Annotated in this window: 10 protein-coding genes; 9 read left to right on the top strand and 1 reads right to left on the bottom strand. The window is 52.9% G+C overall.

Annotated elements, in window-relative coordinates:
• Window position 1 precedes the first annotated feature (1 nt).
• From AJE_RS04905 to AJE_RS04880, 6 genes are all read left to right on the top strand, one after another.
• A complete protein-coding gene (locus AJE_RS04905; protein WP_008949924.1) occupies window positions 2-955 on the top strand; it encodes a sugar kinase in 954 nt (317 codons plus the stop codon).
• 102 nt (window positions 956-1,057) lie between these two features.
• Entirely contained in the window at window positions 1,058-2,671 is a 1,614-nt protein-coding gene (locus tag AJE_RS04900; RefSeq protein WP_008949923.1) for an NADP-dependent glyceraldehyde-3-phosphate dehydrogenase, read from the top strand.
• A 117-nt stretch (window positions 2,672-2,788) separates the two neighbouring features.
• Window positions 2,789-5,557, top strand: a complete 2,769-nt coding sequence (locus AJE_RS04895; RefSeq protein ID WP_008949922.1) for an FAD-binding and (Fe-S)-binding domain-containing protein — start codon at window positions 2,789-2,791, stop codon at window positions 5,555-5,557.
• A gap of 35 nt (window positions 5,558-5,592) precedes the next feature.
• Window positions 5,593-5,973, top strand: coding sequence for a response regulator (locus AJE_RS04890; RefSeq protein WP_008949921.1), 381 nt, complete (start codon window positions 5,593-5,595; stop codon window positions 5,971-5,973).
• Between the two features lie 10 nt (window positions 5,974-5,983).
• Complete coding sequence (locus AJE_RS04885) at window positions 5,984-8,344, top strand: PAS domain-containing protein (RefSeq protein WP_008949920.1); 2,361 nt, start codon at window positions 5,984-5,986, stop codon at window positions 8,342-8,344.
• Window positions 8,345-8,350: 6 nt separating this feature from the next.
• Complete coding sequence (locus AJE_RS04880; RefSeq protein ID WP_008949919.1) at window positions 8,351-9,979, top strand: diguanylate cyclase; 1,629 nt, start codon at window positions 8,351-8,353, stop codon at window positions 9,977-9,979.
• A gap of 39 nt (window positions 9,980-10,018) precedes the next feature.
• Here the strand turns inward: AJE_RS04880 and luxS are convergent, their stop codons facing one another.
• On the bottom strand, window positions 10,019-10,528 hold the full coding sequence (luxS, locus tag AJE_RS04875) for an S-ribosylhomocysteine lyase (RefSeq protein WP_008949918.1): 510 nt from the start codon (window positions 10,526-10,528) through the stop codon (window positions 10,019-10,021).
• Between the two features lie 209 nt (window positions 10,529-10,737).
• Between luxS and dnaK the strand changes: the two genes are divergently transcribed.
• From dnaK to AJE_RS04860, 3 genes are all read left to right on the top strand, one after another.
• On the top strand, window positions 10,738-12,642 hold the full coding sequence (gene dnaK / locus AJE_RS04870; RefSeq protein ID WP_008608802.1) for a molecular chaperone DnaK: 1,905 nt from the start codon (window positions 10,738-10,740) through the stop codon (window positions 12,640-12,642).
• Between the two features lie 62 nt (window positions 12,643-12,704).
• Window positions 12,705-13,844: a molecular chaperone DnaJ gene (gene dnaJ / locus AJE_RS04865; protein ID WP_008949917.1), complete on the top strand. Its 1,140-nt coding sequence runs from the start codon at window positions 12,705-12,707 to the stop codon at window positions 13,842-13,844.
• A 105-nt stretch (window positions 13,845-13,949) separates the two neighbouring features.
• Window positions 13,950-14,753 carry a M48 family metallopeptidase gene (locus AJE_RS04860; RefSeq protein WP_039928110.1) on the top strand — a complete coding sequence of 268 codons (804 nt, stop codon included), beginning with the start codon at window positions 13,950-13,952 and terminating at the stop codon, window positions 14,751-14,753.
• The last annotated feature ends 39 nt before the right edge of the window (window positions 14,754-14,792 follow it).

Raw genomic sequence — 14,792 nt, 5'->3', positions numbered from 1 at the left:
CATGAGCAAACGTATTGTCATTATGGGCGAGTGCATGGTGGAGCTGTTTCAGCTGGTGGAAAATGTCTATCACCAGGCCTTTGCCGGCGATGTGTTTAATACCGCTGTTTATCTGAAACGGTGCGCTGAGCAACCTGTAGAGGTGCAGTTTTTTACCGCGGTCGGTACCGATCTGATCAGCGACAAGCTGGTGCGGGCGGTGGAGCGCGAAAAAATTGATACCCAGCTGATACTGCGCAGCAAAACCGCGCGCCCCGGCCTGTATATGATTAATACCGATGCCTTTGGTGAGCGCAGCTTTGTGTACTGGCGTGATACGTCGGCAGCGAAACAGGTACTGCAACTGGCGAGCGGTCAACAGCGGTTGGCGGAGCTAACGGGAGCTGAGATGTTTTTCTTCTCCGGTATCACGCTGGCCATTTTGAATGACAGCGACCGCGAAGCGCTGTTTGCGCTGGTGGCAGAGTTAAAAGCCAGCGGCAGCCGGATCATCTTTGACCCGAACTACCGCCCGGCGCTGTGGCCAACAGCCGAAGCGGCAAAAGCAGCATTTTTGCGTGCCTATGCGCTGGCTGATGTGGCCCTGCCGGGGCTGGATGATCATAAGGTGTTATTTGCCGCCACCTGCACCGAAGAGGTGGTAGCACAGCTTTCCGCCCTTGGTGTGGAAGAGATCGTGGTGAAAAACGGCAAGGACGGCATCAGTGGCCGTTATCAGGGCCAGGATTTCAGCGCCCTGGCATATCCGGTCAAAAAAGTGGTGGATACTACAGCGGCCGGCGATTCCTTTAACGGCGGTTATCTGGCGGCCCGGCTGGGCGGTATTGCGCCGGCGCAGGCGGTAAAATTTGCGGCGCGGCTGGCGGGCTTTGTGGTGGAGCATACCGGTGCCATTGTTGGCAAAGAACATTTTAATGGCTTTTGGGCTAAGAACCGGCCATCGCAATTTCGATAACAACAATATTGTGGCGGGTAAACCCGCCCGCTAACAATAAGATCTGATCGATCAGACAGTATCCCTACAACCAGGCAAACTTTAATTGAATGGGAGTAAGGTATGAGTATAACGACATTGTTTCCGCAAGCGGCGGAGATCCCGGCAGAGTTTGCCCAGCAGCAGCTACTGGAGCAACGCGACTATCTGTTAAATGGTGAGCTGGTTAGCTGGCCAGGCGAGCTTAGCCCGGTAATCAGCCCGGTACAGCTGCGCCATGGCGATACCCTGACACCGGTATTACTGGGTTATACGCCGCTGCTGGATGCCGAGGCGGCATTGCAGGCATTGGATGGCGCCGTTAAGGCCTATGATCTGGGCCGTGGCACCTGGCCGAGCATGCCGGTACTGGAACGGATCCGGCATGTTGAAACCTTTTTAGGCCTGATGCAGCAGCAACGCGCGGAGGTGATCCGGTTGCTGATGTGGGAAATTGGTAAGAATTATCCGGATGCGGCCAAAGAGTTTGACCGCACCTGCGATTATATCCGCGATACCATCGCTGCCCTGAAGCAGCAGGATCGGGACGCCAGCCATTTTATTATCGAACAGGGCGCACTGGGTAAGATCCGCCGTGTCCCGGTTGGGGTGGCGCTGTGTATGGGGCCCTTTAACTACCCGCTCAATGAAACCTTTACTACGTTGATCCCGGCACTGATTATGGGCAATACCGTGATCTTTAAACCGGCGAAATATGGTGTGCTGCTGATCCAGCCGTTGCTACGCGCCTTTGCGCAAAGCTTTCCACCCGGGGTGATTAATATTATTTATGGTCGCGGCCGGGAAACCGTCGGGGTGCTGATGGAAAGCGGCAAGATCGATCTGTTTGCCTTTATCGGCACTAACAAAGGCGCCAGCGATTTAAAACGGATGCACCCTAAGCCGCACCGGCTGCGCGCTGTACTGGGGTTAGATGCGAAAAATCCCGGCATTATTCTCGCGGATGCCGACTTAAAGCGCACTGTCGCTGAAGTCGTCGCCGGCGCCTTGTCGTTTAACGGTCAGCGCTGTACCGCACTAAAAATTCTGTTTGTCGAACGGCCCTTGGCGGCGGCTTTTGTCAAAGCGCTAAGCCAGGCGGTAGATCAGTTGCAGTTGGGCATGCCCTGGCAAGCGGGTGTACAGATCACACCGTTGCCAGAACCCGGTAAAACGGCTTTTCTTAGCGCCTTACTCGAAGATGCAATCGCCAACGGCGCCCAGGTACAAAATGCCCAGGGTGGTGCCAGTGCCGGCTCCTTATTTAAGCCGGCGGTGCTGTATCCGGTGAACGCCAAGATGCGGCTCTATCAGGAAGAGCAGTTCGGTCCGCTGGTGCCAGTGGTGCCTTTTGACAGCATCGACGAGGTGATTGACTACGTGGTGAACTCCAACTTTGGCCAGCAGCTGAGTATCTTTGGGCAGGATCCGCGACAGGTCGGTGAGCTGGTCGATATTTTTGCCAATCAGGTCGGCCGGATCAATATTAACGCTCAGTGTCAGCGCGGGCCGGATAGCTTTCCGTTTAACGGCCGCAAAGACTCCGCCGAGGGCACCTTATCGGTCGTGGACGCGCTGCGGCAGTTTTCCACGCCAACACTGGTCGCGACCAAGTATCAGGATCCGGATGTCGGCTTTGTAAAACAGATTATCCAGCAGCGCGCCTCGCATTTTCTGGCGACAGATTTTTTGTTTTAGGTGAGCTGCCGCAGTTTTGCTAATTGCCGCCGAACCGATTAAGCTGCTGCCAAGCCTGTAACCGTTGGCAGCAGCGCGATCTTTGCTGCTTACCAGCCGCCATACTTTGAGGTTGATATGCAGCCGCAGTTTCTGCACGCCGTACAACAGCTTATTCCTGCTGAGCGCTATTTCGATGATCCGCTCAGCACGCTGGCCTTTGGCACTGACGCCAGTTTTTATCGGTTAACGCCGAAGTTGGTACTCAGGGTTGAAAGCGAACAGGAAGTAATCGCTTTATTAAAGCTGGCAGGTCAGTATCAGGTACCACTAACCTTTCGCGCGGCGGGCACCAGTTTATCCGGTCAGGCAGTGACGGATTCGGTGCTGTTGGTGCTGGGCGAAAACTGGCAGCAATATCAGATTTTTGAGCTCGGTGAACGGATCCGGCTTGCTCCCGGGGTGATAGGCGCGCAGGCGAATCAATGGCTGGCGTCTTATGGCCGCAAGATTGGCCCGGATCCGGCATCGATTAACAGCTGCAAAATTGGCGGCATCGTCGCCAATAATGCCAGCGGCATGTGCTGTGGTACCGCGCAAAACAGCTTTAATACCCTGCACGGTATGCGTTTGGTGCTCGCTGACGGCACGGTGTTGGATACGGAAGATGCAGCAAGTGTCGCGGCCTTTCGGCAGTCCCATGCGCCACTGTTAGCCGAGCTTAGCGCCCTGGCTCAGCAAACGTGTAACAATCCCGAACTGCTGGCCAAGATCCGCCATAAATACCGCTTAAAAAATACCATGGGCTTTTCGCTAAATGCTCTGACGGAGTTTAGCGATCCTATCGATATCTTAAGCCACTTAATGGTGGGATCAGAAGGCTGCCTCGGCTTTATTAGCAGTGTTACCTACCAGACGGTGCCGGAACATCCGCATAAAGCCAGCGCACTCTATGTGTTCCCGGATATTGCCAGCTGCTGTCAGGCGGTAACCTTGCTAAAAGACACGCCGGTGGCGGCTGTTGAGCTGCTGGACCGGCGTAGTTTACGCTCGGTGCAACATAAAGCCGGCTTGCCGGCCTGGGTGGCGACCTTGTCAGAGGGGGCTGCGGCGCTGTTAATTGAGAGTCGCGCCGCCACAGTGCCGCAGCTGGAACGCCAGTTGGCACAAATACAGCAGCAACTGGCGGCCTTTGAGCTGGAACAAAAAGTGGATTTTACCCGCGAGCCGGCAGTCTGTGAGCAACTGTGGGCGATCCGCAAAGGCACTTTTCCGGCGGTCGGCGCGGTACGTGAAACCGGCACCACGGTGATCATTGAAGATGTTACCTTCCCACTACCACGGCTGGCCGAGGGGGTATTAGCTTTACAGCAGCTGTTTGACTGTTTTGGCTATCACGAGGCCATTATTTTCGGGCATGCGCTGGAGGGCAATCTGCATTTTGTGTTTACCCAGAGTTTTAACAGCGCCGCCGAGATCCAGCGTTATGCCGATTTTATGCGTGAGGTGGCGCAGCTGGTGGCAGTAGAATTTGGTGGCGCTTTAAAGGCTGAGCATGGCACCGGCCGTAATATGGCACCCTTTGTGGAGCTGGAGTGGGGTACTGAGGCATACCAGCTGATGTGGCGGATTAAGCAGCTATTGGATCCGCAGCATATCCTTAACCCTGAGGTGGTGCTAAGCCGCGATAGTCAGCTGCATCTAAAGCATCTGAAAGCGCTGCCGGCGGCGGATCCTTTGGTCGATAAATGTATTGAATGTGGCTTTTGTGAGCCGGTTTGTCCCTCGCGTAAGCTAACGTTAACGCCGCGCCAACGCATAGTAGCACAGCGTGAAATCTCTCAACTGCAGCAAAGTGGCGAGGATAGCGCGCGCTTAACTGCATTGCAGCAAGCTTATCAGTATGCCGGCACCGATACCTGTGCCGCCTGTGGCCTGTGCAGCACGGCCTGTCCGGTGGGCATTAATACCGGCGATCTGACGCGGCAACTGCGTGGCCGTGCTAATCAGCGTTTTCATGGGCTGGCCAACTTTGCTGCCAGTAAGTTTAGTGTTATTAGCAGCCTAGGGCGCGCCGCGCTTAACATCGGCCAGCTTGGCGCCCGCGTGTTTGGCGCGGCCATGCCAATTTGGCATCAGGCAATGCCTACTGCGGCCCGCGCCTTTCAGTTGCCGGATCAGCCGGAGCAGGGCTCAGGCTTAATACCGGTATTATACTTTGGCAGCTGCAGTGGCCGGGTACTGGGGCCACAGCAGCATAGTCAGGACCCGCGCAGTCTGGCTGAGGTAAGTGCCAACTTACTACAAAAAGCCGGTTATCAATTATTTCAGCCGCCAAAACTGGCGCAGCAATGCTGTGGCATGCCGTTTCAGTCCAAGGGGCAATTTGCTGCTGCGAAACAAATGCAGCAACAATTGCATCAGTGGTTAATGCAGCACAGTGAGCAGGGCCGGATTGCAGTGTTTTGCGATAGCAGCCCCTGCAGCTTAACTTTACGCGAAGCCTTAGATCCGAGATTACAGCTGTTTGATAGTATTGACTTTATCTATGACAAGGTTCTGCCTAAGCTAAAGCTGAATAAACAGGCCGCGCCACTGGCGCTGCATATCAGTTGCAGCGCGCAGCAGTTGGGGCAGGGCCGCAAGCTGACTGAACTGGCCGCCGCCTGCACTGCACAGCTGGTGATCCCCGAGGGCATCAGCTGCTGTGGTTTTGCCGGTGACAAGGGCTTTTTCTTACCGGAGCTTAATGCGTCAGCATTGTCTGATTTAGCGCGGCAGGTAAGTAAGTGCTCACGGGGGGTATCCAGCAGCCGCACCTGTGAAATTGGCTTAAGCCGGCACAGTGGCGTCGAGTATCAACATCTACTTTACTTGTTAGATGAACTATCAGATGCTGAGTGCTAACTCACTGCAATCGCAGCTTATTACGGGAACAGAGGATGCGCATTTTACACGTTGAGGACGATGAGGATATCCGGGCGGTGACCGAAATCGCTTTGGTGCAGCTTAGCGGTTTTCAGTTATGTAGCTGTGACTCAGGTGCTATGGCGCTTAGTCTGGCACAGGCGTTTCAACCCGATCTGATGCTGCTCGATGTGATGATGCCGCAGATGGATGGCTTGCAAACCCTGGCGGCGTTACGACGTTTGCCCGGTTTGGCTGCCGTGCCAGCGGTGTTTATGACTGCCAGGTTGCAGGACGCCGAAAAGCAACAGTATCTGAATGCCGGCGCCATAGCGGTGCTGGAAAAGCCCTTTGATCCCCTTACGCTTGGCCAGCAGTTACAGCAGTATCTGAGCAGGCCGGCAGCAGACAGTTAGAGCCGACACTATGCAAGCACCGATAACGCCAGCTAACGAAGCGCAACGTTTGCAGGCTTTACAGGCGTTAAAGCTATTAGATACGGCGGCTGAGCCCCGCTTTGACCGTTTAACCCGCCTGGTTCAGCAATGTCTGGATTGTCCGATCGTATTGATCTCGTTGATTGATGAGCAGCGGCAATGGTTTAAGTCCCGTCAGGGCCTGGAGGCTTGTGAAACGCCAAGAGATATCTCCTTTTGTGGCCATGCGATTTTAACTGATCAGCTATTTGAAATCAGCGACGCCCGGCTCGACCCAAGTTTTGCCGATAACCCGTTGGTGACAGCTGCGCCTTTTATCCGTTTCTATGCAGGTGCGCCGCTGACCATCAATCAGCAGCGCATTGGCACCCTGTGTTTAATTGCCCCTGAGCCGCGGCAACTCACGCCGCAACAGCGGCAGAACCTGCGTGACTTTGCCGATGCAGTAGAACAGGAGATTATCGACCGCTTGCAGGAGCAGGCCGAGCAGGAACTCAAAGCCAGTCGGGATCAATATCAGGCGCTGGTTAATAATATCCCGGGTATTACCTACCGTTGTCAGGCCGACCCGAACTGGACCATGCTCTATATCAGCGGCAGTATCGATCCGTTATCAGGTTACCCAGCCAGCGACTTTATTCAGAATAAGCTGCGCAGTTACGCCAGTGTGATTTACCCACCAGATCGTGAGCGGTTGGAGCAGGCGGTTGCTCAGGCGATAGCGCAGCGACATAGCTGGACCCTGCAATACCGGGTGCAACACCGTGATGGCAGTCTGCGCTGGGTTGAGGAACGTGGTCAGGCGGAATATGACGACACCGGACAGGTACGCTATCTGGATGGTTTTATTCTGGATATTAATGCTGAGAAGCAGTTGAAACAGCAGTTATTGAATCTGACCGCACACTTACCTGGTGTGGTGTATCAATACCAGCAATGGCCGGATGGCCGAGCCGCCTTTCCCTATGCCAGCGCAGCTTTAAAGCGGATCTACGGCGTAACACCAGAGCAGGTAAAGGCCGATGCGACGCCGGTCTTTGCAGCGATCCACGAAGAGGACCTGGCAGGACTGGCGAGTAGTATTGAACACTCCAGGCAGCAGCTGCTGGAGTGGCGCCATGAATACCGGGTCAAAGATCTGAATGGGAAAGTGGCTTGGATGGCGGGTAATGCGACACCGGAAGCGATGCCGGATGGCAGTGTGCTCTGGCATGGCTATATTCAGGATATCACTGCCTCTAAACAGAGTTTTTTGGCGCTGCAGCAGGCCAATCAGCAGTTGCAACTGGCCCGCGAGCGGTTGGATACCGCCAGTGAGCTGGCTCTGATCGGCTTCTGGCAGGCTTCATTGAAAACCGGTGAACTGTGGTGGTCGCCTGCCATTTTTCAAATCTTTGGTTTTGATGAAGCCAATACCACCCCCAGTGTGGCGCTGTTTAAAAGTACCCTGCATCCGGATGACCGGCAAAAGGTGGCACTAAGTGAACAACAAGCCTTAATCAGTGGCATTCATGATGTCAGTCACCGGATTATCCGGCCGGATGGCAGTATCCGCTGGGTGCATGAGCGGGCACGTATCGTAACGGATGCCGATAATCAGGAGCGTATTATGGTCGGTTCAGTGCAGGATATAACCGAGCGGGTGCAGTTACAGCAGCTAAAGGATGAGTTTATTGCCACTGTCAGCCATGAGTTACGCACGCCATTAACGGTGATTAAAGGCGCGCTGAGTTTGGTCAATTCCGGCCAGCTTGGTGTTTTGCCTGCCGCGTCACAAAAGTTGCTAGTGGCGGCACAGCAAAATAGTGAGCGTCTGGCGCATCTGATTAACGATTTGCTGGATATGGAAAAACTGGTTGCCGGCAAAATGCCGTTTTTACGCCAGCCATTGCAGGTACAGGCACAGCTAGCTCAGGCGGTGCATGAGTTGGAGCCTTTCGCCGCACAATATCAGGTGCAATTAGAGGTCACGCCGGTTGAATCTGGTCTGCAGCTGTGGGCCGACAGCCTGCGTTTACAACAAACGCTGGCCAATTTATTATCAAATGCGATTAAGTTTTCCAAACCCAACAGCCGGGTGCAACTGCGTGCTAAGCCGCTGGCGGAGCACATTCGGATTGAAGTCGAAGACAATGGACTCGGCATCCCGGAAGCGTTTCAGGCACGGATTTTTGAGCGTTTTGCGCAGGCCGATACTGAGCAACGCCGGCAAAAAGGTGGGACTGGCCTGGGGCTGGCCATATGCAAGGCCTTGATTGAACAAATGGGTGGCGAGATCGGATTTCAGTCTGCCGCCGGGCAGGGCACCTTGTTTTATTTTACGTTACCGGCAGTGAATGCCGATAAGTGATGATTGATGACTGACATTTCAAAACATAAAGCCGATTTAAGTACAGCCTTTGCTCAGGTACGACAGCGGTTTGAGCAGGCTCTGCCGGCGCGGGCTGCGGCAATGCGGGCTTTGGTTAACAGTGATGAGCTGGCGGAGAATGATTTACAACAGTTAATTTATGAGGCACATAAGCTGGCAGGAGCCTGCGGCACCTTTGGTTTCCATAACCTGGGTGGACAAGCGCGGATCCTCGAGCAATTGGCCCGAACAGTCGAAGCTAAACCGGCAGCACAGCAACGTCAGGCCAGACAAACGCTGGAATATGCGTTACAGGACTTTCTGCAGGCGGTGGGCGGAGCCTTACAGCAACGCGCAGCCTTACAAAATAATCAGGCCGTCGAGGTCCGGTTACAAAATGCGATCTGGTTATTACTTGGCACAGCACAGCTCAGCAAGGAGCTGATTACTCAGCTGTCGGCCTTTGGCCATCAAATACGAGAGTTCCACGACTACGACAGCTGCCTGAAGGCGCTGGAGCTGGAATGTCCGGCGGTGTTATTTAGTGCCATTAATCTGGATGGGCAATCCTTATTTAAACAACGCCTGCTACTGGAGCGCTTATCGCAGCAAGGCGGGCGCTTGATGGTGTTTGCTACTGAGGATAATTTCGAACTCAGGATCAAGGCCGCGCAACTGCGTGCCGAAGCCTTTTTTGTGTCCTCTATTGATGTGCCCAATATGATTGCGACCTTGTCCGAGCTGGTCGAGCAGGCGAATGGCTATCATGGCCGTGTTTTTATCGTCGATGACGACCGGTTGTTGGCGGAACACTATGCGTTGGTACTGAACTCAGTCGGTATTGAAACCCGGATCATGCAGAATGTGCGGAATATCGTGCATGAGCTGTTAAGCTTTCAACCGGATCTGGTGTTGATGGATATCTATATGCCCGATTATTCGGGTACTGAACTGGCGGGGGTATTACGCCAGTATCAGTCGCTAAAACGCCTGCCGATCGTCTTTTTATCGTCCGAGGCAAATAAGTTTTTGCAAATTAAGGCGATGGCACAGGGTGCAGATGATTTCCTGACCAAGCCAATCGCTGATGCGGAGTTGGCGCAAGCGATTAAAGTGCGGCTCAGGCGCAGCCTGCAGATCCGGCAGCTTATTGAAAAAGATGGCCTGACCGCTTTAATTAAACACAGTGCCATTAAAGAAGTGGCCGCGCTGGAGCTGGAGCGTGCTGAACGGTCTGGCAAGCCGCTAAGTGTCGTGATGCTGGATATTGATTTCTTTAAATCAGTCAATGACCGTTATGGTCATGCTACCGGCGATATTGTTATTACTGCTCTGGCAACGATGCTACGTAAAAGGATCCGCAAGACGGACAAAGCCGGTCGCTATGGCGGCGAGGAGTTTATGCTGGTATTACCGGATTGCAGTAGCGAGCAGGCACGGCAATTAACGGCGCAAATTTTACAGGCCTTTCGCCAGCTACAGTTTAGTGCTGCCGAACAATTGTTTCAGTGCAGTTTTTCGGCGGGGGTGGCCTCGACCAGTGACAGTAGCTATGCCAACGCCGATTTGCTGATTGCGGCAGCTGACACTGCGCTATATCAGGCAAAACAAGCTGGCCGGGATCGGGTGTGTTGATTGTTAAGCTGGCGGCTGTTGCTGCCGCCAGCCGGTGTATTACAGCTTTTGCAACACTTCTGCCGGTAAGGCTAACTCGTCATTACGGTTAACGCCAACACCACGACTAATCACATTTTGGGCGATCTGTTTCGCTTCATCCAGCGAGTGCATTTGCGCGGTACCACACTGATAAATATTCAGCTCCGGAATATCATTTTGACTGGCCACCTGTAACACATCCTGCATCGCGGCCTGCCAGGCAGCGGCTACCCGCGGTTCATCCGGTGTACCAATCAGGCTCATATAAAAACCGGTCCGGCAGCCCATTGGCGAGATATCGATAATTTCGACATCCTGGCCATTGAGATGGTCCCGCATAAAGCCGGCAAATAAATGCTCCAGCGTATGAATACCTTTTTCCGACAGGATCTCTTCATTTGGTACACAAAAACGCAGGTCGTATACGGTAATGGCATCGCCTTTTGGCGTGGTCATTTTCTTGGCGATACGCACCGCCGGCGCTTTCATAATAGTGTGATCAACGGTAAAGCTATCAAGTAATGGCATAACAAATCCTGTAAGCAGCAATAAGTGCTTTGATTATAGCGCTGGCGGCCAGCGAAAGTTAACCGCTTTCGCGAGTTAGCGGCAGAAGCGGCACAAAATACGCAAAAACGTAAAATTTTACTTTTGATAACCTTGAATAGATCAGGGCTAATCCCCACTAATCGGTCATCGCAATGTTTCATTGTTCAGAATATAGGTGGAGAGACGTTATGGGTAGAATTATTGGTATTGACTTAGGTACAACCAACTCTTGTGTGGCTATTTTAGATGGTGATAAACCAAGAGTCCTGGAGAATGCCGAAGGGGCACGTACCACGCCTTCAATTATTGCTTACACAGAAGATGGCGAAGTGTTAGTCGGCCAGCCAGCTAAGCGCCAGGCGGTGACTAACCCGAAAAATACCTTATTCGCCATCAAGCGCTTAATCGGTCGTCGTTTTGAAGACGAAGAAGTGCAGCGTGATATCAAAATCATGCCTTTCAGCATTGTTAAAGCCGATAATGGTGATGCCTGGGTTGAAGTAAAAGGTAAAAAGTTAGCGGCACCACAAATTTCAGCTGAAGTGCTGAAAAAGATGAAAAAGACGGCTGAAGATTACCTGGGCGAACCGGTAACCGCAGCGGTTATTACGGTACCGGCTTACTTTAACGATGCTCAGCGTCAGGCTACGAAAGATGCAGGCCGGATTGCCGGTTTAGATGTGAAACGCATTATCAACGAGCCAACCGCAGCTGCGCTGGCTTATGGTATGGATAAAAAGAAAGGCGATACCAAGGTTGCGGTTTATGATCTGGGTGGTGGTACTTTCGATATCTCTATTATTGAAATTGATGATGTTGACGGCGAGCAAACCTTTGAAGTACTGGCTACTAACGGTGATACGCACTTAGGTGGTGAAGACTTCGATAACCGCGTGATCAACTATCTGGTTGACGAATTCAAGAAAGAGCAGGGCATTGACCTGCGGAACGACCCGCTGGCGATGCAGCGTTTAAAAGAAGCCGGTGAGAAGGCGAAGATTGAATTGTCTTCAGCGTCACAAACGGAAGTAAACCTGCCGTATATCACGGCCGATGCGACTGGTCCGAAGCACCTGAATATCAAGGTTACCCGGGCTAAGCTGGAATCACTGGTTGAAGATTTAGTGCAGCGCACCCTAGAGCCGCTGAAAAAGGCGCTGTCAGATGCCGATTTAAGCGTCAGCGACATCGATGAAATCATCCTGGTAGGTGGTCAGACACGGATGCCGAAAGTACAGGAAGCGGTTACCGCCTTCTTTGGCAAAGAGCCACGCAAAGACGTGAACCCGGATGAAGCGGTTGCAGTAGGTGCGGCAATCCAAGGTGCAGTACTGTCGGGCGACGTGAAAGACGTATTACTGTTAGACGTGACGCCACTGTCGCTGGGTATCGAGACCATGGGTAGCGTGATGACCGCGCTGATTGAGAAAAACACCACTATTCCGACCAAGAAGTCGCAGGTGTTCTCAACGGCCGATGATAACCAGTCTGCGGTAACTATTCACGTACTGCAGGGTGAGCGTAAACGTGCCTCTGACAATAAGTCATTAGGTCAGTTTAACTTAGAAGGTATTCGTCCGGCTCGTCGTGGCGAGCCACAAATCGAAGTCACCTTCGATCTGGATGCGGATGGTATTCTGCATGTGTCGGCGAAAGACAAAGATACCGGTAAAGAGCAGAAGATTACCATTAAGGCGTCTTCAGGCTTAAGCGAAGAAGAAATCCAGAAAATGGTGCGTGATGCCGAAGCGCACGCCGAAGAAGATAAAAAATTCGAAGAGCTGGTGCAGGCGCGTAACCAGGCCGACGCCATGGTACATGCCACCCGCAAGCAAATCGAAGACGTTGGCTCTGCTTTAGCCGCGAATGACAAAGAAGCGATTGAAGCGGCTATTGGTGAGCTGGAAAAAGCCATCAAGGGCAATGAGAAGTCAGAGATCGAAGCCAAAACCCAGGCACTGATCCAGGCGTCACAGAAGCTGATGGAAGCCCAGCAAGCCAAAGGTCAGGCGACTGACGCTGGTCAGCAGGCCGGTGGTGCTGATGACGTGGTCGATGCGGAATTCGAAGAAGTTAAAGACGACAAAAAGTAATTAACGCTAAAGCAGGCTGCAGCTTAGGCTGCAGCCGTTAACTGAGAAATAAGCACAGATCTATGTCCAAGCGTGACTATTATGAAGTACTAGGTGTCGCTAAAGGCGCCGATGATAAAGACATCAAAAAGGCTTATAAACGCCTCGCCATGAAATTTCACCCGGATCGTACTCAGGGTGATAAAGACATGGAGGAGAAGTTTAAAGAAGTACAGGAAGCCTATGAAGTTTTGTCTGACGAGCAGAAGCGCGCAGCCTATGACCGTTACGGCCATGCCGGAGTAGATCCGAATCGTGGTGCCGGTGGTTTTAGTGGCGGCGGTGGTGCCGACTTTGGCGATATCTTTGGTGATGTATTCGGTGACATCTTCGGTGGTGGCCGCCGTGGTGGTGGCGCGCGTTCACAACGCGGCGCTGACCTGCGCTACAACCTGGAATTAACACTGGAAGAAGCGGTTAAAGGTAAGTCGGTTGATATTAAAGTGCCGACGATGGTCAGTTGCGACAGCTGCGATGGCTCTGGTGCCAAAAAAGGCACTACGGCGAAAACCTGTACCACCTGTCATGGCTCGGGCCAGGTTACCATGCGCCAGGGCTTTTTTGCGGTGCAACAAACCTGTCCAACCTGTTCTGGTCGCGGCAAGATTATCCCGGACCCCTGTACTAAGTGTCATGGTGAAGGGCGGATTGAGAAAACCAAAACCTTGTCGGTCAAGATCCCGGCCGGTGTCGATACCGGCGACCGCATTCGCTTATCAGGCGAAGGCGAAGCGGGTATGCATGGCGCGCCTGCAGGCGATCTCTATGTGCAGGTTTCGGTGCGGGCCCACCCAATCTTCCAGCGTGATGGCAATAATCTGTACTGTGAAGTGCCGATGAGCTTTGCTACCGCGGCTTTAGGTGGTGAGATTGATGTACCAACGCTGGATGGTCGGGTAAAACTGAAGATCCCGGCTGAGACGCAAACCGATAAGATGTTCCGCTTACGCGGTAAAGGTGTGCAGTCGGTCCGTGGTGGCGGAGTCGGTGATCTGGTCTGTAAGGTGGTGATTGAAACGCCGGTTAAGTTGTCAGAGCGGCAAAAAGAGCTGCTGCGCCAACTGGACGAGAGCATGACCGGTGAAGGCGAAGCCACGCATCGGCCGAAGTCAAAAGGCTTTTTCGATGGTGTGAAAAAGTTTTTTGATGATTTAACCAGCTAAAGCTGTTATTTGGCAGCAGCAACAACAGAAACCACCCGTTTTGGGTGGTTTTTTTATGCCCAGACGGTAAACTTAAGCCACGATGTTATTTTCAATGGACTGCCTATGTTAAAGAAATTACTTATTCCGACGCTCTGCGCACTGTTATTGAGTTCCTGTGCTGAGTCGCCTACTGGCCGGCGTCAGGTGATGTTGTTTGATAACAACCAGCTGAACACTCTGGGAGCTCAGACCTTTGAGCAAATGAAAGCTGAGCAAAAAATCAGTACTGATCCGGCAACCAATAATTATGTGCAGTGTGTGGCGAATGCTCTGCTAAAGGTTACCCCCGCTGAGTACCAGCAATATAAATGGGAAATCGTGGTATTTGACAGCGATCAGGTGAATGCCTTTGCCTTACCCGGTGGCAAGATGGGCGTTTATACCGGTCTGCTTAAAGTGGCGCAAACGCCGGCCCAGTTAGCGGCGGTGGTTGGGCATGAAATTGGCCATGTGATGGCCGGCCATAGTAACGAGCGTTTATCGACCAATCAGTTTTTGCAGGTGGCAATGACATTGGGTGATGCCGGCAGCCGGGCGGCAGGGGTGCGTTATCAGCAAGAGATGATGGCAGCATTTGGTATAGGATCTCAGCTATTTGTTGCTTTACCTTTTAGCCGGACTCATGAAACTGAGGCCGACATTATTGGCCTGGACTTAATGGCGCGGGCTGGTTTTAATCCGGAAGAGTCTGTTGCGCTGTGGCAGAACATGGCCGCTGCAGGCAGTGGTGGGGTGCCACAATTTTTATCGAGTCACCCGATCCCGGATACCCGGATCCGCACCTTACAGCAAAAGATGCCGGAAGCTGCTACACTGTATCAGCAGCGGCGCCAACAAGGTGCTTTACCGGCTTGCCGGAAGCCCTAATGACTGGCTTGCTCCGCAAGAACTCAAATAACTGCGGAT

The organism is Alishewanella jeotgali KCTC 22429 (assembly GCF_000245735.1).
GTDB classification, from domain to species: Bacteria; Pseudomonadota; Gammaproteobacteria; order Enterobacterales; family Alteromonadaceae; genus Alishewanella; species Alishewanella jeotgali.
This window is presented reverse-complemented; position numbering and strand designations above follow the sequence as displayed.

Coding starts and splice junctions, on each gene's coding strand:
- AJE_RS04860 (WP_039928110.1), top strand. CDS start 13,950: ATGTTAAAGAAATTACTTATTCCGACGCTCTGCGCACTGTTATTGAGT.
- AJE_RS04895 (WP_008949922.1), top strand. CDS start 2,789: ATGCAGCCGCAGTTTCTGCACGCCGTACAACAGCTTATTCCTGCTGAG.
- AJE_RS04900 (WP_008949923.1), top strand. CDS start 1,058: ATGAGTATAACGACATTGTTTCCGCAAGCGGCGGAGATCCCGGCAGAG.
- AJE_RS04890 (WP_008949921.1), top strand. CDS start 5,593: ATGCGCATTTTACACGTTGAGGACGATGAGGATATCCGGGCGGTGACC.
- dnaK (WP_008608802.1), top strand. CDS start 10,738: ATGGGTAGAATTATTGGTATTGACTTAGGTACAACCAACTCTTGTGTG.
- dnaJ (WP_008949917.1), top strand. CDS start 12,705: ATGTCCAAGCGTGACTATTATGAAGTACTAGGTGTCGCTAAAGGCGCC.
- AJE_RS04880 (WP_008949919.1), top strand. CDS start 8,351: ATGACTGACATTTCAAAACATAAAGCCGATTTAAGTACAGCCTTTGCT.
- AJE_RS04885 (WP_008949920.1), top strand. CDS start 5,984: ATGCAAGCACCGATAACGCCAGCTAACGAAGCGCAACGTTTGCAGGCT.
- luxS (WP_008949918.1), bottom strand. CDS start 10,528: ATGCCATTACTTGATAGCTTTACCGTTGATCACACTATTATGAAAGCG.
- AJE_RS04905 (WP_008949924.1), top strand. CDS start 2: ATGAGCAAACGTATTGTCATTATGGGCGAGTGCATGGTGGAGCTGTTT.